Origin of the sequence: Roseovarius sp. SK2 (genome assembly GCF_028807495.1) — a bacterium.
In the GTDB taxonomy this organism is placed as follows: Bacteria; Pseudomonadota; Alphaproteobacteria; order Rhodobacterales; family Rhodobacteraceae; genus Roseovarius; species Roseovarius confluentis.
This window is the reverse complement of record NZ_JARAMK010000006.1, coordinates 147902-168731: the sequence shown is the minus strand read 5'-3', so window position 1 is coordinate 168731 and position 20830 is coordinate 147902. Positions and strand designations below refer to the sequence as shown.

The 20830-nt window shown below is 66.8% G+C and carries 15 protein-coding genes; 12 read left to right on the top strand and 3 right to left on the bottom strand.

Annotated elements, in window-relative coordinates:
* The first annotated feature begins 16 nt into the window (after nucleotides 1-16).
* Together glpK and PVV74_RS13310 are read left to right on the top strand one after the other, a co-directional pair.
* Nucleotides 17-1504, top strand: coding sequence for a glycerol kinase GlpK (glpK, locus tag PVV74_RS13315; protein ID WP_274593529.1), 1488 nt, complete (start codon nucleotides 17-19; stop codon nucleotides 1502-1504).
* Complete coding sequence (locus tag PVV74_RS13310; RefSeq protein WP_274593581.1) at nucleotides 1504-2622, top strand: iron-containing alcohol dehydrogenase; 1119 nt, start codon at nucleotides 1504-1506, stop codon at nucleotides 2620-2622. The genes glpK and PVV74_RS13310 overlap by 1 nt, the downstream gene beginning before the upstream one ends.
* Before the next feature lie 65 nt (nucleotides 2623-2687).
* Here the strand turns inward: PVV74_RS13310 and PVV74_RS13305 are convergent, their stop codons facing one another.
* On the bottom strand, nucleotides 2688-4418 hold the full coding sequence (locus PVV74_RS13305) for an amidohydrolase (RefSeq protein WP_274593528.1): 1731 nt from the start codon (nucleotides 4416-4418) through the stop codon (nucleotides 2688-2690).
* 82 nt (nucleotides 4419-4500) lie between these two features.
* Here PVV74_RS13305 and PVV74_RS13300 point away from each other — a divergent pair, with 82 nt between their 5' ends.
* The 6 genes from PVV74_RS13300 (at nucleotide 4501) to PVV74_RS13275 (ending at nucleotide 12135) form a co-directional block, all read left to right on the top strand.
* Nucleotides 4501-5379: a LysR family transcriptional regulator gene (locus PVV74_RS13300; RefSeq protein WP_103764362.1), complete on the top strand. Its 879-nt coding sequence runs from the start codon at nucleotides 4501-4503 to the stop codon at nucleotides 5377-5379.
* A gap of 99 nt (nucleotides 5380-5478) precedes the next feature.
* Nucleotides 5479-6930: an aldehyde dehydrogenase family protein gene (locus tag PVV74_RS13295; protein WP_274593527.1), complete on the top strand. Its 1452-nt coding sequence runs from the start codon at nucleotides 5479-5481 to the stop codon at nucleotides 6928-6930.
* 202 nt (nucleotides 6931-7132) lie between these two features.
* Nucleotides 7133-8128 carry a membrane dipeptidase gene (locus PVV74_RS13290; protein WP_274593526.1) on the top strand — a complete coding sequence of 332 codons (996 nt, stop codon included), beginning with the start codon at nucleotides 7133-7135 and terminating at the stop codon, nucleotides 8126-8128.
* 45 nt (nucleotides 8129-8173) lie between these two features.
* Nucleotides 8174-9727 carry a BCCT family transporter gene (locus tag PVV74_RS13285; RefSeq protein WP_274593525.1) on the top strand — a complete coding sequence of 518 codons (1554 nt, stop codon included), beginning with the start codon at nucleotides 8174-8176 and terminating at the stop codon, nucleotides 9725-9727.
* Nucleotides 9728-9796: 69 nt separating this feature from the next.
* Complete coding sequence (locus tag PVV74_RS13280) at nucleotides 9797-11488, top strand: hypothetical protein (protein ID WP_274593524.1); 1692 nt, start codon at nucleotides 9797-9799, stop codon at nucleotides 11486-11488.
* Nucleotides 11485-12135 carry a DUF3726 domain-containing protein gene (locus PVV74_RS13275; RefSeq protein WP_103764367.1) on the top strand — a complete coding sequence of 217 codons (651 nt, stop codon included), beginning with the start codon at nucleotides 11485-11487 and terminating at the stop codon, nucleotides 12133-12135. The genes PVV74_RS13280 and PVV74_RS13275 overlap by 4 nt, the downstream gene beginning before the upstream one ends.
* Nucleotides 12136-12382: 247 nt before the next feature.
* Here the strand turns inward: PVV74_RS13275 and PVV74_RS13270 are convergent, their stop codons facing one another.
* Nucleotides 12383-12970 carry a riboflavin synthase gene (locus PVV74_RS13270; protein ID WP_274593523.1) on the bottom strand — a complete coding sequence of 196 codons (588 nt, stop codon included), beginning with the start codon at nucleotides 12968-12970 and terminating at the stop codon, nucleotides 12383-12385.
* 153 nt (nucleotides 12971-13123) lie between these two features.
* On the opposite strand from PVV74_RS13270, the gene PVV74_RS13265 reads away from it, so the two are divergent.
* From PVV74_RS13265 to PVV74_RS13250, 4 genes are all read left to right on the top strand, one after another.
* Entirely contained in the window at nucleotides 13124-14416 is a 1293-nt protein-coding gene (locus PVV74_RS13265; RefSeq protein ID WP_103764368.1) for a capsule biosynthesis protein, read from the top strand.
* Nucleotides 14417-14567: 151 nt separating this feature from the next.
* Entirely contained in the window at nucleotides 14568-15659 is a 1092-nt protein-coding gene (locus PVV74_RS13260; RefSeq protein WP_103764369.1) for a polysaccharide biosynthesis/export family protein, read from the top strand.
* On the top strand, nucleotides 15659-17698 hold the full coding sequence (locus PVV74_RS13255; RefSeq protein ID WP_274593522.1) for a capsular polysaccharide biosynthesis protein: 2040 nt from the start codon (nucleotides 15659-15661) through the stop codon (nucleotides 17696-17698). The genes PVV74_RS13260 and PVV74_RS13255 overlap by 1 nt, the downstream gene beginning before the upstream one ends.
* A gap of 52 nt (nucleotides 17699-17750) precedes the next feature.
* Entirely contained in the window at nucleotides 17751-18425 is a 675-nt protein-coding gene (locus PVV74_RS13250; protein WP_274593521.1) for a cupin domain-containing protein, read from the top strand.
* A 45-nt stretch (nucleotides 18426-18470) separates the two neighbouring features.
* Here the strand turns inward: PVV74_RS13250 and PVV74_RS13245 are convergent, their stop codons facing one another.
* Entirely contained in the window at nucleotides 18471-20816 is a 2346-nt protein-coding gene (locus PVV74_RS13245; protein ID WP_274593520.1) for an aldehyde dehydrogenase family protein, read from the bottom strand.
* Nucleotides 20817-20830: the final 14 nt, after the last annotated feature.

The window sequence follows — 20830 nt, the reverse complement described above, 5'->3', positions numbered from 1 at the left end:
AGGCAAGGCCCCCGACATGACCCACATCCTCGCCATCGACCAGGGCACCACGTCCTCCCGCGCCATCCTCTTTGACAAGTCCCTAACCCCCGTCGCCACCGCACAAGAGGAATTTACCCAGCATTTTCCGCAATCGGGCTGGGTCGAGCATGACGTGGACGATATCTGGGCCACGACCGCCGGCACCTGCCGCGCCGCCATCGAACGCGCGGGGCTGACCCCTTCGGACATCGCCGCCATCGGCATCACCAACCAGCGCGAGACGACCATCGTCTGGGACCGTACCACCGGCAAGCCCGTGCACCGTGCCATCGTCTGGCAGGACCGCCGCACCGCGCAAACCTGCCGCGCCCTGCGCGAGGCGGGTCACGAGGACATGATCACCGACCGCACCGGCCTCCTGCTCGACCCCTATTTCTCCGGCACGAAACTCGCCTGGATCCTCGACAACGTCGATGGCGCCCGGGCCAAAGCCGAAAACGGCGACCTCCTCTTCGGCACCGTCGACTGCTACCTCATCTGGAAGCTGACCGGCGGCAAGACCCACGCCACCGACGCCACCAACGCCGCCCGCACGCTGCTCTACGACATCCGCAAGGGCCGGTGGAGCAAGACCATCTGCGACCTTCTCAATGTGCCCATCTCCATGCTCCCCGAGGTCCGCGACTGCGCCGCCGACTACGGCACCACCCGCACCGACCTTTTCGGGCGCGAGATCCCCATCCTCGGCGTCGCGGGCGATCAGCAGGCCGCCACCGTCGGCCAGGCCTGTTTCAGCCCCGGCATGATGAAATCCACCTACGGCACCGGCTGCTTTGCCCTGCTCAACACCGGGGACGAGCCCGTGCGCTCGCAAAACCGCCTGCTCACTACCATCGCCTACCAACTGGACGGCAAACCCACCTACGCACTCGAAGGCTCGATCTTCATCGCCGGCGCGGTGGTGCAATGGCTCCGCGACGGACTCAAGATCATCCGCGAGGCAGGTGAAACCCAAACGCTGTCCGACCGTGCCGACCCTCATCAGAACGTCATCCTCGTCCCCGCCTTTACCGGCCTCGGCGCCCCCTACTGGCAACCCGACTGCCGCGGCGCGATCTACGGCCTCACCCGCAATTCCGGCCCCGCCGAGTTCGCCCGTGCCGCGCTGGAAAGCGTCGGCTTCCAGACCCGCGACCTGCTAGAGGCGATGACCGCCGACTGGTCGTCGGACGAGGCGAAACAGGTCCTGCGTGTCGATGGCGGCATGTCCGCCTCCGTCTGGGCCATGCAATTCCTGGCCGACATCATCGGCGCTCCGGTGGACCGGCCCAAGGTGCTGGAAACCACCGCGCTCGGGGCCGCGTGGCTCGCCGGAATGCAGGCCGGGATCTACCCCGACCAGGCCGGTTTCGCCGAAGGCTGGGCGCTCGACCAACGGTTCGAACCGGCGATGGACGCCACCACCCGAGACGAGAAATACGCCGCCTGGAAACGCGCCGTCGAGGCGACGATGTCGGTATGATCGCCCCCTTCGGCCTGACGGCCCCCGCCCGCATCCTTTTCGGCCGCGGCGAGTTCGCCAAGGCCGCGGACCTCGCCGCCAGCCTCGGCGCTCACGCGTTCGTCGTGCACGGCGCTACGCCCCGCCACGCGCAGTCACTGCTCGACGCCCCCGATCTCGAAACCACCGCCTTCGCCTGCCCCAAGGAACCCGACCTCGCCCTGCTGGAAACCGCGCTCGACACCGCCCGTCGCGCGGGCGCGACCCACGTCGTGGCTATCGGCGGCGGCGCGGCCATCGACCTCGGCAAGGCCGTCGCGGGCCTCCTGAACGCGACCTCCCAACCTCTCGACCACCTCGAGGTGATAGGCAAAGGCCAGCCTCTCGCCACGCCCCCCGCGCCGTTCATGGCCATCCCCACCACCGCCGGCACCGGGGCCGAAGCCACCAGGAACGCCGTCATCGGCGTGCCCGACCATGCCCGCAAGGTCTCGCTCCGCGATCCGGCCATGCTGGCCGACATCGCCCTCGTCGATCCCGCCCTGACCGACGACACCCCCAAGCCCGTCACCCTCGCCTCCGGCCTGGACGCCATCACCCAGGTGATCGAGCCCTACATCTCCTCGCGCGCCAACCCGCTCACCGACGCGCTCTGCCGCGCCGCCATCCCCCGCGGCCTGCGCGCGATCCGCAAACTGATGGAGGGCGAAAATCCCGACGCCCGTGACGACATGGCCTTCGTCAGCCTCACCGGCGGGATCGCTTTGGCAAACGCGGGCCTCGGCGCCGTCCACGGCCTCGCCGGCGTCATCGGCGGCCGCGTCCCCACGGCACCCCACGGCGCCGTCTGTGGCGCGCTCCTGCCCGCGACCCTGGCCGCCAACCTCGCCGCCCTGCCCAAGGAAAACCCGAAAGCCCGCCGCATCGCCGAGATCCGCGTCAGCGCGTCCGAGGCGCTCGGCACCGCCGACATCGCCGCCTGGTCCCGCCACCACGGCCTGCCGACCCTCGCGCAGATGGGCATCGCCCCCGCCGACCACGCCGCCATCGCCACAGATGCGCAAGCCTCGAGTTCCATGGCCGCCAACCCGGTCAAACTCCCAACGGAGCTGCTGCAACGCATCCTCGCCGCCAGCTAGGGCTCACCGCCCGGCTTTTTCTTGCCAAAAATACTCACGGCGCGACGCAAGCCAAACGCACCGCCTTACGCCTCCCAGGTGACCCGCCCGCCACACAGCGTCAGCACCGCCCGCGCGCTCCCAAGCTCCGAAGGCTCCATCGCCTCCAGGTCATGCGACATCACCGCGATATCGGCGAAATACCCTTCCGTCAGCCGCCCCTTGCGATCTTCGGAAAACTCCACCCAGGCATTGCCCGCCGTGTAACTCTCCAGCGTCTCGAGCAGCCCCTGCGACTGGTCCGGCCAGCCCTCCCCCAGATCCATCGGATCCACCGCCGCGCGCACGTTGGGCATCACGTCCACGGGCATCACCGGCCAGTCGGTCGAGAACACCAACCGCGCCGCGTGCGCGCGCTGCGCTTTCCATGCAAACGAATAGGGCCACTGATCCGGCCGCAGCACGTCCTTGATCCCATGGGGCGGAAACACATGCCCGAACGCCGCGTGCCCGGGCTGAACCGACGCCACCACGTCCAACGCTCCCAGCCGCGGCAGGTCGTCGGGATGAATGACCTCGATATGCTCCACCCGGTGCCGCGCATCGCGCACGCCGTTGGCTTCCCGCGCCGCCGCGTAGCCGTCCAGCGTCCGCCGTACCGCCAGATCCCCGATCGCATGTGTGGCCAGCTGAAACCCCTTTGCATCCGCCGCCACGCAAGCCGCGTTGAACTGCTCTGCCGTGAACACCGCGTCGCCATCACCCTCCGTGCCGGGATAATTCTCCAGCATCAGCGCCGTCCGGCTTTCCAGAACCCCGTCCATGAACATCTTCACGCGGTTGCACCACAGGTAGTCGCTCGCATACCGCGCCCGCATCTCCTCGGCCTCCTCCAGCCGGCTCAACGGGTCGTGGCTTTTCAGGTGAAACGGTACCTCCACGCGGGCGATCAGATCGCCCTCTTCCTCCAACTCGGCCAGCAATTCCATCTGGTAGAAATTGCCGTCCATGTTGTGCAGCCCGGTGATCCCGTGGCTCGCGCAATGCTTCAGCCCGGCGATCAGCGCGGCCTTGTCCTTGGCGCGCGCGTCCGCACTCGGCGCCGGCACGGGATCGGTCCCCGTAATCAACCCCGCCATGTCGCGCCCGCCGTTCCGCGTGTGCTTCAGAACGTGAACATAGGCCGACGGCTCCAGCAGCGCCCCGGTTGCCGTACCATCCTCGGCCATCACGATCTCCGCGCCCGCCTCCACCGGCCCGCCATGCAGGATGCCGGCCAGTTCCAGCGCCGCGGTATTGGCCCAGATCGTGTGATGATCCGGCGCATAGACCGCCAACGGCCGGTCCGGCAGCACCCGGTCCAGATCCTGCCGCGTGGTCTCGCGCCCCGGCCCCATCAGGTCGTAGCCCGCCTGCACCGCGAACACGACCCGGTCGTCGGGGCAGTCGTCGGCATAGGCGCGCACCGCCGCCGTCACCGCCTCCTCGTCCTGCATCCCGTAAAGATCGAGATACCCCATCTCGACCGATCCGCCGAAAAGATGCACGTGGCTGTCGATGAACCCCGGCAGCACCGTCGCGCCCTCCGCATCCACCTGTTTCGTGTCCGGCCCCGCCATGGCCCCGATCTCGGCACTCGTGCCCAGCGCCACGATCCGCCCCGCGGCGACGGCGACGGCCTCCGCGCGCGGGCGGCCCGGGTCCATGGTCAGGACCTTCCCGTTCAGGATCACGATCTCCGGTGCCATGCCTGCCTCCTCATCATCATGCGTCGCGCCATCGAAACCGCGCCCGCCGACGCCGTCAAGCCGGGGCATCAAGCTGGACACCGCACCCAGCCTGCGCTTTCTTAAGCGAACCCGGCAAAACATCCCGCCAAATCAAGGAAAGCTGAAGCCAATGGCCATCAAGATCGACATGCTCCGCTGCTTTCTCACCGTGGCCGAGCGCGGCAATCTCGCCGACGCCGCCGAGGCTCTGGGCCGCACGCCCTCCGCCGTCTCCATGATGCTGCGCCAGTTCGAGGATCACATCGGCGCGCCCCTGTTCGAGGCCGGGCGCAAATCCCGCCTCACCCGCCTCGGCGAACTCATCCGCGTCGAAGCCGGGCGCGAGCTCGCCCATTTCGACAGCACCATCGCCGCCATCGAGGGGCTGTCACGGGCCGAGGCCGGCCATGTCCGCCTGTCGGTCACGCCCTCGGTGGCACAGATGCTGATGCCCACCATCCTGCACCGCTTTGCCCAGGACCACCCGCTGGTGCGCATCAACATGCGCGACACCGACAGCGCCGCCATCGCCCATGACCTCGCCGCGGGCCGTGCCGATATCGCCCTCGCTTCACTCGGCCCGCAGGCCGGGTTCGACCGCACGCTTCTCTTTGCCGACCGCTTCGGCGTGGTCTGTCCCGCCGATCACCCGCTCGCCGTCGACTGGGACGCGCTCGCCTGGGCCGACCTCACCGATATTCCCTTCATCGCCAACGGCCTCTGCCACTACGTGACCGACCCCGATTTCCGCCCCATCCTCGACCGCGCCACGCTCAACGTGTCCGGCACCGCCGCGCTCCTCAGCCTCGTGCGCGCGGGCATGGGCGTCACGCTTCTGCCCGAACTCACCATGCGCGACGCCATGGCGGACCTGACTTTCCTGCCACTGGCCGATGCAACGATCCGGCGCGAGATCTGGATGCTGACGCCGCCGGAAACCGAGATGACGCCGGCCGCCGCCGCCCTCGTCCGCACCATCCGGGCCCAGAAGATCACCTTGACCCACTAGATAGAATTTCAGTTTACCTGAAATTTCTTACAGAACTTTGCGTTTGCCCTGAATCGCTGCATTGGCAACACTCCGCCAATCAAATTCCAAGGATGCGCAATGACCGACCTCAAGCTGAACTACATCGCGGGCCAGTGGGCCGAAGGGCCCTCGTCCATCGAAAACCGCAATCCCTCGGACCTCTCCGATCTGGTCGGTCATTTCACCCAGGCCAGCGCCGCGCAGCTGGACGAGGCCATTGCCGCGGCCCGCACCGCGCAAGCCGAGTGGGCCGCCTACGGCCTCGAACGCCGCCAGTCCGTGCTCATGGCCATCGGCACCGAACTCATGGCCCGCGCCGAGGAACTGGGCACGCTGCTGTCGCGCGAAGAGGGCAAACCCTTCGCCGAGGGCAAGGGCGAGGTCTACCGCGCCGGGCAGTTCTTCACCTATTCCGCCCACGAAGTCCTGCGCCAGATCGGTGAGAACGCCGACTCCGTGCGCCCCGGAGTGGAGGTCGACGTGCGCCGCGAACCCGTCGGCACCGTCGCCGTCATATCCCCGTGGAACTTCCCCACCGCCACCGCCTCGTGGAAGATCGCCCCGGCGCTCGCCTACGGCAACGCCGTCATCTGGAAACCGGCCAACCTCACGCCCGCCTCCGCCGTCGCCCTGACCGAGATCATCGCGAAACAGGACATCCCGGCAGGCCTCTTCCAGCTTGTCATGGGTCCCGGCGGCGAGGTTGGCCAGCGCCTGGTCGAAAGCCGCGATATCGACGCCATCTCCTTCACCGGCTCGGTCCCGGTGGGCCGCCACATCGCCGCCTCCGCGGTGCAGAACTTCACTCGCCTGCAAATGGAAATGGGCTCCAAGAACGCGCTCGCCGTGATGGACGACGCCGATCTCGACCTCGCCGTCACGTTGGCCCTGGGCGGTGCCTTCGGCGGCACCGGGCAGAAATGCACCGCCTCCTCGCGCCTCGTCGTCCACGCGGGCATCCACGACGCCTTCGTCGAAAAACTCGTCGCCGGTGCCAAGGCCATGAAGGTCGGCCACGCGCTGGCCGAAGGCACGCAAATGGGCCCGGTCGTGTCCGAAACCCAACTCAACGAGAACCTCGCCTATGTCGAAAAAGGCCAGGCCGAGGGCGCAGAGCTCGCCTGCGGCGGCACCCGCCTGACGCGCGACCATGACGGCTATTACATGTCACCGGGCGTGTTCCTGAACACCACCAACGACATGACCATCAACCGCGAGGAAATGTTCGCCCCGCTCACCTCGGTCATCAAGGTCGGCAGCTATGACGAGGCGCTCCACGTGGTCAACGACACCAATTTCGGCCTCACCTCCGGCATCGTCACGCGCTCCCTCGCCCGCGCCAGCCATTTCCGCCGCAACGCCCGCACCGGCGTCGTCACCGTCAACCTGCCCACCGCCGGCACCGATTACCACGTCCCCTTCGGTGGCCGCGGCGACAGCTCCTACGGCCCGCGCGAACAAGGCATCCACGCGCGCGAATTCTACACGATCGTGAAAACCGCCTACATCGCGGCGGGATCGCCGGAATGACGCACAGCGCTGCCCCGTCCGATCACCGTCGCTCGGCCCCGCCGAGCCGCGCCCGCCCCTCCCCACGGGCGGGCGCCCGGTCAACGTCCCGCGCAACATGGATCGCGCGCGCAATCCGGCCCTCTTGCAAAGCACCGATGTTGCAGCGCCCCACCAGGCGCGGCCACGTCTCGGCGTGTGCTCCATCGTCGAGGATGTTCACATGACCTACCGCATCGACGGACTGCAATACGCCAACTGGTCGGAAAAGATATTCCGCCAGATGCGGCAGGGCGGCCTCGATGCCGTGCACGTCACCATCGCCTATCACGAGACCTTCCGCGAAACCGTCCTCAACGTCGAGCGCTGGAACCGTTGGTTCGAGCAATATCCCGACCTCATCATGAAGGGGCGGTGGGCGGGCGATGTGCGCACGGCGCACGAGACCGGCCGCACCGCCATCTTCTTCGGCTTCCAGAATCCCTCGCCCATCGAGGACGATATCGGCCTTGTCGAGGTCTGGCACGACCTCGGCGCGCGCTTCATGCAACTGACGTACAACAACCAGTCCCTGCTCGCCACGGGCTGTTACGAGGCCGAGGATTCGGGCCTCACCCGCATGGGCCGCGAGGTCATTCGTGAAATGAACCGCGTGGGCCTCGTCGTCGACATGTCCCACTCCGCCGACCGCTCCACGATTGAAGCGGCGGACCATTCCCAGCGCCCCATCGCCATCACCCACGCCAACCTGCACAGCTGGCAGCCCGCCCTGCGCAACAAGCGTGACGACGTGGTGCGCGCAGTGACCGAGAATGGCGGCATGATGGGCTTTTCGATGTACCCCCATCACCTCAAGGACAAGTCAGACTGCACGCTGCAAAGCTTTTGCGAGATGATCGCAATGGCGGCCGAGCGTTTCGGCGCAGAGCATTTCGGCATCGGCTCCGACCTCTGCCAGGACCAGCCAGACAGCATCGTCGAATGGATGCGCACCGGCCGCTGGACCAAACAGATCGACTACGGCGAAGGCTCGGCCGCCAATCCCGGATTCCCGCCGCAGCCCGACTGGTTCAAGGACAACACCGACTTTCCGAACCTCGCCGACGGCCTGCAAAAGGTCGGCTTCAACGACAGCGAGATCGCCGGCCTCATGGGCGACAACTGGCTGCGCTTTTTCGACGAAAACTTCACCCCGGAACACCAAAAACCGGACTCCTGAGGGCCGCGGAACGCCACTCCAGGGACAGTCCACAGGGAGACATCCATGACCGACACCACCCAGACGCAGGCCACCGAAAAGCACCTGCACCACATCAACAAGCCACTCTTCGCCATCACCGGCGGCTTCATCGCGCTTTTCTGCCTCGTGGCCCTCTACGACCTCGACCTGCTGTCCAGCATGGTCGACACCAGCTTCGCGGTCTCGGCCAAGTATTTCGGCCTCTACTGGCAGCTCCTGCTGCTGGCGACGTTCCTCATCGGCCTCGTCCTGATCGTGCTGCCCGGCAGCAAGGCCCTGATGGGCAACCTCAGCACGCCCGAATTCCCCGTCTTCCAATGGGGCGCAATGATCATGTGCACGCTTCTGGCAGGCGGCGGCGTCTTCTGGGCCGCGGGCGAGCCCATGGCCCACTTCCTGTCGACACCCCCCTATTTCGGCGCCGAAAGCGCCACGGCAGAGGTCGTCGCGCCCGCCCTGGCGCAAAGCTTCATGCACTGGGGCTTTCTCGCCTGGGCCATCCTCGGCGCGCTGACCACGGTGATGCTGATGCACTACCACTACGAAAAGGGCCTGCCCATGGCCCCGCGCACCCTGCTCTACCCGCTCTTCGGGGATGCGGCCATCAAGGGGCCCATCGGCCTCATCGCGGATGCCTCCTGCATCATCGCCGTGGTCGCGGGCACCGTCGGCCCCATCGGCTTTCTCGGCCTGCAAGTCAGCTACGGCCTCAACGCGCTCTTCGGCATCCCCGACACCTTCGGCACGCAAGCCGCCGTCATCCTCGGCCTTGTCGTGATCTACACGCTCTCGGCGGCCACCGGCCTGTCCAAAGGCATCCAGATCCTCAGCCGCTTCAACGTGATCCTCGCCGCGCTTCTCTTGCTCTTCATCCTGGTCGCCGGTCCCACCGGCTTCATCTTCTCGGGCTTCTTCAGCGGCATGACCACCTACATCACGGATTTCTTCGGCATGGCGCTCTATCGCGGTGACGCCGCCATCTTCGGCGAGCCGGGCTGGCTCGGCTGGTGGACCGTGTTCTTCTGGGGCTGGTTCCTCGGGTACGGCCCGCTAATGGCGATGTTCATCGCCCGCATCAGCCGGGGCCGCTCGATCCGCTCGATCATCATCATGCTGTCGATCGTCGCCCCCATCGTGACCTGCTTCTGGTTCACCATCGTCGGCGGCACCGGCATCAGCGCCGAACTCTCCAACCAGGGCTCCATTTCCTCGGCGTTCGAGGGCTTCAACCTGCCCGCCGCCCTGCTGGCGATCACCCAGTCGCTGCCCGCGGGCTTCCTCGTCTCGGTCCTTTTCCTGATCCTGACGACGGTTTTCGTGGCCACCACGGGCGACTCGATGACCTACGTGATCTCCGTAGCCATGTCGAACGAGGATATCCCCTCGCTTCCCGTCCGCATCTTCTGGGGCATCGCCATGGGCGTGATGGCCCTGATCCTGATCTACACCGGCTCGGGCGGCATCTCGAAACTCCAAAGCTTCATCGTCGTCACCGCCGTGCCGGTGTCGCTGGTGCTGCTGCCCTCGCTCTGGGACGCGCTGCGCATCACGCTCGCCAAGGGACGCGAGGCGAACTGACACCATCATCGGGGCGGTCCTTTGCCGGATCGCCCCAACGCCCCTATCATCGGCAGACAAGGAGCCGGCATGGAACAAGTGGCACAGCAAACGATCCAGCCCCGTGACCCCAACACGGTCATGACGCTGGCCCGTCTCGGCGCTGCGCACCAGACCCGACTTTCCTTCATGCGCCAGCTTCTGCGTCGTCTTGTGCGCGACGACTGGACCATCACCCAAACGGTGTTCGACATTGACGCGCATGGCGTCGGCCACGCCGTCTACACCGCGCAAGGCCCCGAGCACGCCTATTCCCTCGTCGCCTTCGCCCATGACCTGCCGGCCGACCAACGCTCCGACCGCGTCATCGCCACCGCCTGGGACGCCACCTTCACGCTTTTCGACGGCATCCCGACCGAGGCCGACATTGCCCGCCTGCGCGACAACGTGCCCCTGCAAGAAGCCGGCCGCATCTCCGACCGCGAGCTGTCCCTCTCCCGCGCCAACCGCTCGGTGCGGCTCTGGGATCACGTTGTCGACGCGCTCAGCGCAGGCCACCAGCCCGACGAGGACCAAGTCCGCGCCGTCGGCTACCTGATGCGCACCACGGCGGTCTACGGCTCGGGCAAGTTCGGCGCGGCGGACCGCGAACAGACGCGCCACCGCCTCGAATGCGCCGGGCCGTTCCAGGTCGAGATGCTGTCGGTCTACCTCACCCGCTGCTTCGTCATGGACTTGGTCGAGCACATGGCCCGCGCCCGCGCGCCGGAGACCGCCGTGCCGCTCGACCCGGCCCTGCGCCGCCGCTTCGGCATCGGCAATTCCACCGGCCTCGGCATGGCGCCCTTCCTCGTGAACCACCCGGCCCTCCTCAACGCCTGGGTCGCCTCGCGGGAAGAGGCTCTGGCCCGCGTCCGCTCCCAACCCACCGCATCCGAAGCGACCGCGCAGGCCTTCCAGCAGTTCGCCGCCCGTGCCCAGATCCTCGCCGAGGGGTGGCACTCCGCCCACCCCATGCAGATCCAGAAATGCACCGACCTGCGCTCGGACATGAAAGCGCTCATGGCGCACCTCGACACGGCAGACCTGACCACCGACCACCCCTGGAACCGCCTCTGGCTCTGGGGCGAGGCGCACCTGTCGCTCGAAGGCCAGGAACAGCTCGCCTCGCTGCTGATGGAACCCTATGGCAATCTGGTCGATGACCTCACGCAATGCATGGCGGCCGACGAACAGGCCAGCTTCCCTGTCGACGGGACCATGCCGCTTGTCCGCCTCAACGACATCATCGAAGACATCTACGGCTGGGCGCTGGCCACCGACTGGACCGCACCCAAGGCGCAGGCCCGCGTCTGGTACACGTCCCAGGCCAAACTGGAACCGCGCCTGGGCGAACGCGCGCTGGAACCGATCGAGCCCTATGAACAGCCCCTCGGCCCCGGCCGCGACGCCGTTCTGGCCCACCGCGCCCTCAAGGACGCGCCCCAGACCACCGTGGCGGAATTCCTGCTGGCCCACCCCCAGCATCGTCACATTGCCCGCCGCGCCCAGATCGCCGCCCGCCTGCCCTATGCCGAGATCCGCGATAACACGCTCGCCGCCGACATGCTGCCCGTCGACATGCTACGGCTCAAGCTCAGCTTCTTCGGCGCCTGCCACTTCGATCCCCGCTCGGACCGTTGGCTGCGCATCAACATGTTCCAGCACGCCCCCTTTCCGCACGAGTTGGCAGAGACGGGCGACGACTGGACCTTGCCGCCCCTGACAAGAGGCGCGGAATGACGTGGTCCCTAAATGAAATCGAGGCGCTGTCTCGCAAGGCCACCCGCGGCGCCGGATACGCCTGGGGCCTGGCCGAGGAAGCGGGCCGCGCCGCCCGCTGGACCTGCGCGGCGGGCTGGCCCGGCGCACTCGCCCTGTCCGATGTTCTGACCCGCAACGATGGCGCGCCCGCCGCCACGCTGGGCCCGCAGGCCCTCGGCGAGACGTGGACCGCCGCGGGCGGCCTCCTCTGCCCCATCGTGACGGGCGCCACGCTCTGTGACCTTGCCGCCGACTGGGCCGCGGGCCGTACCGTGACCACTGGGCCGGTCGCCTGGCCCTTGCTCTTGGTCCCCTACATGGTCTGGGCCGCAGACCGCACCGGCGCGCCTCTGTCTCTGCATTGGCAAAGCTGCTCGATCACTCGGGCGGAGGGCAAAACCCTTCTCGATGACCCCGGCGCCGCCCTCGACTGTGCCGAAACCGAAACCGTGCACCTCTCCGCGACAGCGGCCCGCCACGGCTCCGTCCTCACCCGGCTCTACCGCGCCACACCAATGCCGCAGGCAGTCAAGATCCTCGACACTTTCGCCCAGCGCACCTATGCCCCTGAAACCGAGGCCAGCCGCCTGACAGGCGCCGGCGCCGGCCTCAGCGACAACGACTGATCGCCGGAAAATTCGCAGAATTTTCTCGGGCCGCTGGCCCGGGTCCCCGCCGCATTCAACGAAGGGCGGCGCGACCCCGTTACGCATGAATCGCGTGTCGAGAGAATGGTTTCAAAACGGCAAAGTCTGCGCACGCGCCGTGAACCGGGCCAAACCGCGAAAACGCCACCGACGCGATGCCACCGGGATACCGACGCGATACCGACGTCCGAAAAAGTTAATATCAGCGGCGTTAACGGCCTTTGCGTCAGACCGATTCTGCCAGCCGTGCGACGTAGCGCGCCAGCGTGTCGATCTCCAGGTTCACCATGTCACCCACGGCGACGCGGCCCCATGTCGTGACCTGCTTGGTATGCGGGATGAAGTTGACCCCGAACACCGCGCCCTCGACCTCGTTCACCGTCAGCGACGTCCCGTTCAGCGCCACCGATCCCTTGGGCGCGATGAACTTCGCCAGCGCGTCCGGGGCGCGCAATCTGACCCGCGTGCTGTCGCCCTCGTCCTCGACGCCGACCACCTCGGCCAGGCCATCGACATGGCCCGACACGATATGCCCGCCTAGTTCATCCCCGACGCGCAAGGACCTCTCAAGATTGACTTTTCTGCCTTCGGCCCAGGTGTCCAGGTTGCTCTTCGACAAGGTCTCTGCCGACACGTCCACGTCGAACCAGTCCGGCCCCTTGTCCACCACCGTCAGGCACACGCCGTCACACGCGATCGAGGCGCCCATGTCGACGCCCGACATGTCATAGCCGGTGCCGATGCGCGCCCGCAGATCGCCGCGCGTTTCAAGCGCGCGTATCTCGCCCATATCCGTGATGATCCCGGTGAACATGACTGTCTCCCTGTGGTCCTGCTCCGACCTATCGGGCCAGCCCGCCCAAGGCAAGAACCGGCCCATCGTCCCGGGCCTTAATTTCGTCTAAATACTGGTTTATTAAGGTCGAAAAGATTAATCACACGTCATGCGTGAAAGAGGCAGAAGGGTATGAGGTCAGCGACCGGCGACAACCGGGTCTTTTTGTTTTTGCAAGGTCCGCACGGCCCGTTTTTTTCCAAGCTCGGCCGCATGTTGCGCCATGCCGGAGCGAATGTCTGGCGCGTGGGCTTCAACGCCGGTGACGCGGCCTTCTGGCGTGATCGGGCCAGCTATATTCCCTTCACCGGCACCGCCGAAGATTGGCGTCCCACCTTCCGCGCACTGGTGCAGGACAAGCGAGTCACAGACCTCGTGCTTTACGGCGACACCCGCGCCATCCACGCCCAGGCCATCGAACAGGCCCGCGAGATGGGCCTGACGATCCACGTCTTCGAAGAAGGTTACCTGCGCCCCTACTGGGTGACGTACGAGCGTGGCGGCTCCAACGGGCATTCGCGGCTCATGGAGATGGGCGTCGATGACATGCGCAAGGCCCTGGAAAACTCCGACATGGACACCGCCCTGCCGCCCGCCTCGTGGGGCGACATGCGCCAGCATATCTTCTACGGCGCGGCCTATCACGGCTGCGTCCTGCTGTTTAACCGCAAGTACCGCAACTTCCGTCCCCACCGCGCCCTGACTGTCCGGCAGGAATTCACCCTTTATCTCAAACGGTTGGTCCTCATGCCGTTTCAGGCTATCGACCGGCGCATCGCCACTTGGCGCATCCGGCACGGCGGCTTCCCCTATCACCTGGCGCTGCTCCAACTGGAGCACGACGCCTCGTTCCAAAAGCACTCGCCGTTCGACACGATGACGGACTTTCTCGAAACCGTGACCGAGAGTTTCGCCAACGGCGCGCCGAAACATCATCACCTCGTGGTCAAGGCCCACCCGCTCGAAGATGGTCGCACACCCATCCGCGCGGAACTGCGTCGCCTTGCCCGCAAGCACGATGTCTTCGACCGCGTGCATTACGTCCGCGGCGGCAAGCTGGCGCGCCTTCTGAACGAGGCCCGCAGCGCCGTCACGGTAAACTCCACCGCAGCACAACAGGTGCTCTGGCGCGGGATTCCGCTCAAGACCTTCGGCGAGGCGGTCTATGCCAAGCCCGAATTCGTCTCGACAAAGCCCCTGCGTGATTTCTTCGCCGGGGCAGAACGGCCAGACCGCAAGGCTTATGGCGACTACCGCCGCTATTTGCTTGAAACCAGCCAGGTTGCCGGCGGCTTCTATTCCTCCAGTGGCCGCCGCCAGTTGCTGCGCCAGACGGTGGACATGATGCTCAGCCCCGATGACCCCTATGACGCCCTGGTCACAGGCACCGCGGCCCCAAGGCAACAGTTGCAGGCCGTCACATGAACATCCGGCGCTAAGACACTGGATTTTCGCACCGCTTCGCGTTAGCGTGGGGAAAAAAACCGAGGCAGACAAAACAGGTCGAGGAGACCGGGCAGTGAAACTCCAATCCAAACGATGGGCGAAGTCCGTCGCATTGGTGCTTGTCGTGAGCATGGTTGCGTCGTGCAGCTTCCTCCCCCGCTCAGGCCCCAGCAAACGTCAGATCTATTCCGGTTCCGTGCAACGATCCGGCGACGCCTTCGTGGTGTCCGTCAATGACCGCGTGACCCGCGCCACGGCCGTCCAACCCGCGCTCGGCTTCACCGAAGCGTTCAAGAACGCGGGCCTCGTCGGCTCCGACACGATCCGCCCCGGCGATACGCTGGGCCTGACCATCTGGGAAAACGTCGATGACGGCCTGTTGGCCGGCGAAGGCGCCAACCAGACCCTTCTGGAAGAAGTGCAGGTCGACGGGGCCGGCTTCATCTTCGTGCCCTACGCGGGGCGCATCCGCGCCGCCGGCAACACGCCCGAGGCGATCCGGCGCATCATCACCTCCAAGCTCGATGAACAAACCCCGGACCCACAGGTCGAGGTGCGCCGCCTTGCAGGCGACGGCGCGACCGTGTCTCTGGTGGGCGCGGTGGGCGGCCAGGGTGTCTACCCGATCGAACGTCCGACCCGAACGCTTTCGAACATGCTGGCCGCCGCAGGCGGTGTGACCATCGAGCCCGAAATCGCGCAGGTTACCGTAATCCGGGGCGGAATGCGCTCCAAGGTCTGGTTCCAGGATCTCTTTCGTAATCCCGGGTTCGATATCGCCCTACGCGGCGGTGACCGTATCCTGGTCGAGGAAGACACCCGCGCCTTCACCGCGCTCGGCGCCACCGGCGGCCAGGCCCGCGTGCCCTTCCCCTCGCCCACGATCTCCGCGATCGAGGCCATTGCCCAGGTCGGTGGCCTCCAGGCCAACGCGGCCGACCCCACGGGCGTCTTCGTGCTGCGCAACGAACCGGCAGAAATCGCCAACCAGGTGCTCGGCCGCAACGACCTCGTGGGCGCGCAGCGTCTGGTCTACGTGCTGGATCTGACGCAGCCCAACGGCATGTTCATGGCCCGTGATTTTGCCATCCGCGACGACGACACGCTCTACGTGACCGAGGCGCCCTTCGCCCAGTGGAGCAAAGTCATCGGCGCTCTGACCGGCACGCTCGGTGCCGTTGGCTCCGTCTCGACCGCAGGCGATACGCTCAGCGGGAACTGATGGCGCAATACATCCACTCGGAACCCGCCGGAGCAGATGCCTCCCGGCGGGTTTTCTATTTCAACGCGGGCTTCCTGCGTCAGCGCCGTATCCGCCGCATCCTGGATCTCGCCGGCCTGCCCCTGCAATTGGGCAAGCCCGGCGCAGAGGACCTGATTGCGGTCTGGGGCCGTTCGCCCTATGCCGCGCGGGGCGAGGCGATGGCGCAAAAGACCGGTGCCGGGATCGTGCGCGTCGAAGACGCCTTCCTGCGCTCGCTGCGTCCCGGTCGCGCGGGCGAACCGCCGCTGGGACTGCTTATCGACCATACCGGCGTGCATTTCGACAGCAGCGCACCCTCGGACCTGGAAACACTTCTGGCCACCCATCCGCTGGACGACACCGCCCTGATGGACCGGGCCCGCGGCTGCATCTCCCGCATGGCCGAGGCGCACCTGACCAAGTACACCGCCTTCGATCCCGCCGCTTCCTGCCCCGCGCCGGGCTACGTCTTGGTGCTCGACCAGACCCGCGGCGACGCCTCCGTCATACATGGCGGGGCCGACGCCAACACCTTCCGCGAGATGCTCCTTTACGCGCAGGAGGAGAACCCCGGCTGCCCGGTCCTGATCAAGACCCACCCCGAAACCGTGCAGGGCCACCGCCAAGGCTATTTCGGTCCGGAAGACACCTCGGACCGCGTCAGCCTGTTCTCCGATCCCGTCAGCCCCTGGAAGCTCATGGAAGGCGCCGTCGCGGTCTACGCCGTCACCTCCCAGCTCGGATTCGAGGCGATCTTCGCCGGGCACAAACCCCATGTCTTCGGCCAGCCCTTCTATTCCGGCTGGGACCTGACCGAGGATCGTCACCCTAATCCCATATCCCGCCGCGGCCGCACCCTCTCAAGGGCCCAGCTCTTTGCCGCCGCGATGATCCTCTATCCCAAGTGGTACGACCCCCACCGCGACCGGCTGTGCGAGCTGGAAGACGCGATCTCCTTCCTCGAGGCCCGCACGAACGCATGGCGCGCCGATCACCGGGGCTGGGTCGCCTCGGGCATGCGTCTGTGGAAACGCCGCCCCCTGCAAAAGGTCTTCGGTGCCGAGAAGCGCGTGACCTTCAAGGACAATCCCGCCCACGCCGCGCGCGTCGCCGACGCCACCGGGCGTGCCCATATGTGCTGGGCCGGCAAGACGCCCGCCGACATGGCTGTCATCCGGGTCGAGGACGGATTTCTGCGCTCGCGCGGTCTGGGCGCAGAACTGGTTCCGCCCCTGTCACTCGTGTGCGACGATCTCGGCATCTACTATGACCCGACCCGCGAAAGCAGGCTGGAGCGCTGGATCATCCGGCGCGAAACCCTGCGCCCCGACCAGGACCTGCGCGCCGAACGCCTGATCCGCCGCCTCGTGTCCTTGGGCCTCAGCAAATACAACCTCGGCCTCTCGGTTCCGGACCTGCCCGACGGCCTCCGCGTGCTGGTCCCCGGCCAGGTCGAGGATGACGCTTCTATCCGCACCGGCGCGGGTCGGACTTCGACCAACCTCGCCCTGTTGGAATCGGCCCGCGCCGCGCATCCCGATGCCGTCCTGCTCTACAAACCCCACCCCGATGTCGAGGCGGGCCTGCGCGAAGGCACCATTCGTCAGGCCGACCTGGACAGGCTCGATGCCATCGCCCTGCCCCGCACCGACCCCGCCGCACTGTTGTCCCAAGTCCAGCGCGTCTTCACCATGACTTCGCTCACTGGGTTCGAGGCGCTGCTCCGCGGCGTTCCCGTCACCACCACCGGCGCGCCGTTCTATGCAGGATGGGGCCTGACCACCGATACCGGCGACGTCCCCGCCCGCCGCGCCGCGCGACCAACGTTGCACGGCCTGGTTCATGCCGCTCTCATCGACTACCCGCGCTATTTCGACCCCGTCACCGGACAGCCCTGCCCGGTCGAGGTCGTGCTGGACCGCCTCGCCACCGGCGACATCCCCAACCCCGGCCCCGCCAACCGCCTTCTGGCAAAGCTTCAGGGCCTTTTTGCCTCGCGCGCCAGCCTCTGGCGGTGACAATCCGGCCAGCTGCCTTATCTTGGAGGCAACGAACGGCAAGGAGGATCATATGGACCGCAACAGCGACTTCACCCAAGGCGCCGTGGTGCACGCCGCCGACGAGGACTGGATCGCCTCGCCCATGCCCGGCGTTGACCGGCGCATCCTCGACCGCATCGGCGACGAAGTGGCCCGCGCCACCTCGATCGTGCGCTACGCCCCGAACAGCGCGTTCTCGTCCCACGTCCACACGGGCGGCGAGGAATTCCTCGTGCTCGAAGGCGTCTTTTCGGACGAGCATGGCGATTTCCCCGAAGGCAGCTATATTCGCAATCCGCCGGAATCGTCCCACACGCCGGGGTCCGAACCCGGCTGCACCATCCTCGTGAAGCTCTGGCAGTTTGACTTGTCCGACCGCACCCATGTGCGCATCGACACGAACAAGATGCGCTTTCTGCACGACCGCGACGATGTCGAAATCATGCCGCTCTTTTCCGATGGCCGCGAGGATGTCGCGCTGGAACGCTGGGCGCCGGAGGCGCGCGTCTCGCTCGACGCACCCGACGGGCTGGAATTGCTGGTGCTGGACGGCGGCTTCACCGAAGGCGGCGAGACCTTCAAACGCCTCAGTTGGCTGCGCCTGCCGAAAGGCGCGTCATCAACCGCCCAGGTGGGAACTAACGGCGCCCGTGTCTGGATCAAGCGCGACCACCTGCGCGAAACCCCGACCGGCCCCAAGACGTAACCCGTCCCGGACCTGATCCGGGACCTCTTCAGGCCCGGTCAAAGGTCACTCCCCGTAAGGCACCCATGCCGTCTTGACCTCCGTCGCCGCCTCCAAAAAGGCACGGCACCCGCCGGCATCATACCAGTCCAGCGCGCGTCCGTTGTTCACCCATGTCCGCTTGAGGTTTCCGGCACTCTCCCGCTCGATCACCTCCGACAGGTCGGCCGAGGCAAAGCTCCAGACCGCCTCGACATCCGCATGCCCGGCCAGGTGCGGTGCAAGCTCCGCGACCGGCCCGACCAGCAGGTTTGCCACGCCCGCCGGCACGTCCGACGTCTCCAGCACCTGCACCAGCTCCATCGCTGCCAGCGGGAACGGTTCGCTGGCTATCAGCACCGCGCGATTGCCCATCGCCATCACCGCCCCCAGCACCGACACCAGGCCCAGCAGGGGCGCCTCATCCGCGCAGAACGCGCCGATCACGCCCACCGGCTCGCGCAGGGCCAGCGCCATGCCGCGGATCGGCACCGCGACAGCCTCGCCCGCGAACTTGTCCGCCCAGGCCGCCCATGTGAACAACCGGTCGACACTGGCCTTCACCTCGCTTGCGCCACTGCGCCCGCCGCTCATCGCGTTCAGCACCCGGGCAAAGTCATCCGCCCGCGCCGAAAGGTTCTCGGCCATGTAATAAAGGATCTGCGCCCGCGCATGGCCGCTGGTCCGACCCCAGGCCGCTGCTCCGCGCGCGGCCTCCACCGCGTTACGGATATCCTTGCGGTTGGCCACCGGAACCTGCCCCAGCGCCTTGCCCGACTTGCCGTAGATCACGCGCGAATACCCACCGTCGGGCCGCGTCTGCTTGCCTCCTATGTACAGCTTCGGTGTCCGGTCCATTCCTTCGACCACACCGTTTGCACCTCCCGTGAACCCCGCGATCGGGCGCAGCGCCTTTTGCGCCCGAGTCGGCTTCAGATAGGCATCCAGCCCCGCCCACCCGCCTTCGCACCCGAACCCACTCTCGCGCACACCGCCGAAGGGTGCCGCCGCGTCGAACATGTTGGTCCCGTTCACCCAGACCACCCCCGCCGCCAGCTTCGGCGCCACGTCCAGCGCCAGGTTGAGGCTTTCCGACCAGACCGACGCCGCCAGCCCATAGCGCGTGTTGTTGGCCAGCGCGACGGCTTCCGCAGGTGTCCGGAACGTGGTCGAGACAAGCACGGGGCCGAAAATCTCTTGCTGCATCAGCGTATCCGACGGCGCCAGCCCGGTGATCAGCGTCGGCGGATAGAAGGCGCCCGTCTCCGGCATCTCGACTGCCGCGGCAAACCTCTCGCCTGCGGCACTGCCCTCGACCAGCCGCCGCACCCGCTCCACCTGCACAGGGTCGGCCATGGCACCCACGTCGATGCACTTGTCCAGCGGGTTGCCGATGCGCAGCTTGCCCATTCTCTCTTGCAGCCGTGCCTGAAAATCGTCGGCAATCCCCTCCTGCACCAGCAGGCGCGAGCCCGCGCAACAGACCTGGCCGCCGTTTAGCCAGATCGCGTCGACCAGCCCCTCGATGGCGCTGTCGATATCGGCATCCTCGAACACGATGTAGGCGCTCTTTCCGCCCAGCTCCAGCGTCAGCGCCTTGCCCTGCCCGGCCGTCTTCTGCCGTATGCGCCGCCCCACGTCGGTGGAGCCGGTAAAGGCCACCTTGTCCACGCCCTCATGCGTGACGATCCGCTCGCCAACTTCCCCGTCGCCAGTCACGATGTTGACCACCCCCTTCGGCAGCCCGGCCTGCCGGCAGATATCCGCGAAAAGAAGGGCTGTCAGCGACGTCCATTCCGCCGGTTTCAGAACCACGGTGTTGCCCGCCGCCAGCGCCGGTGCCACTTTCCATGCCAGCATCAAAAGGGGGAAGTTCCACGGGATCACCTGCCCGCAAACCCCGTGCGCGCGCCGGTCAGGTCGCTCGACCTCCAGCAATTGCGCCAGCCCGGCATGGTGATAGAAATGCCGGTGCACCAAGGGCACGTCGATGTCGCGGCTTTCGCGCACGGGCTTGCCGTTATCCAGCGTCTCCAGCACCGCGAAGAGCCGCGCGTTCTTTTGCACCAGCCGCGCCAGCCCATAAAGGTACCGCGCCCGCCCGGGCCCACCCAGGCGCTCCCATTTCGGCTGGGCCTTCCGCGCCGCCGCCACGGCGGCATCCACGTCCTCCGCGCTGGCCTGGCTCAGCAGCGCCAGAACTTCGCCCGTGGCCGGGTTCTTCGCTTCGAACCCCTCACCCGGCGCGGTGAACGCCCCATCGATGAAATGCCCGAACCGGTCACCCTGGTCCACCAGCCAGGCATAAGCCTCGGCGGCGCTTTCCGGCGCGGGCCCATACTCCATGCTTTCGAAGATTTCCTTGACGGTCATGGCTTCATCGTTCC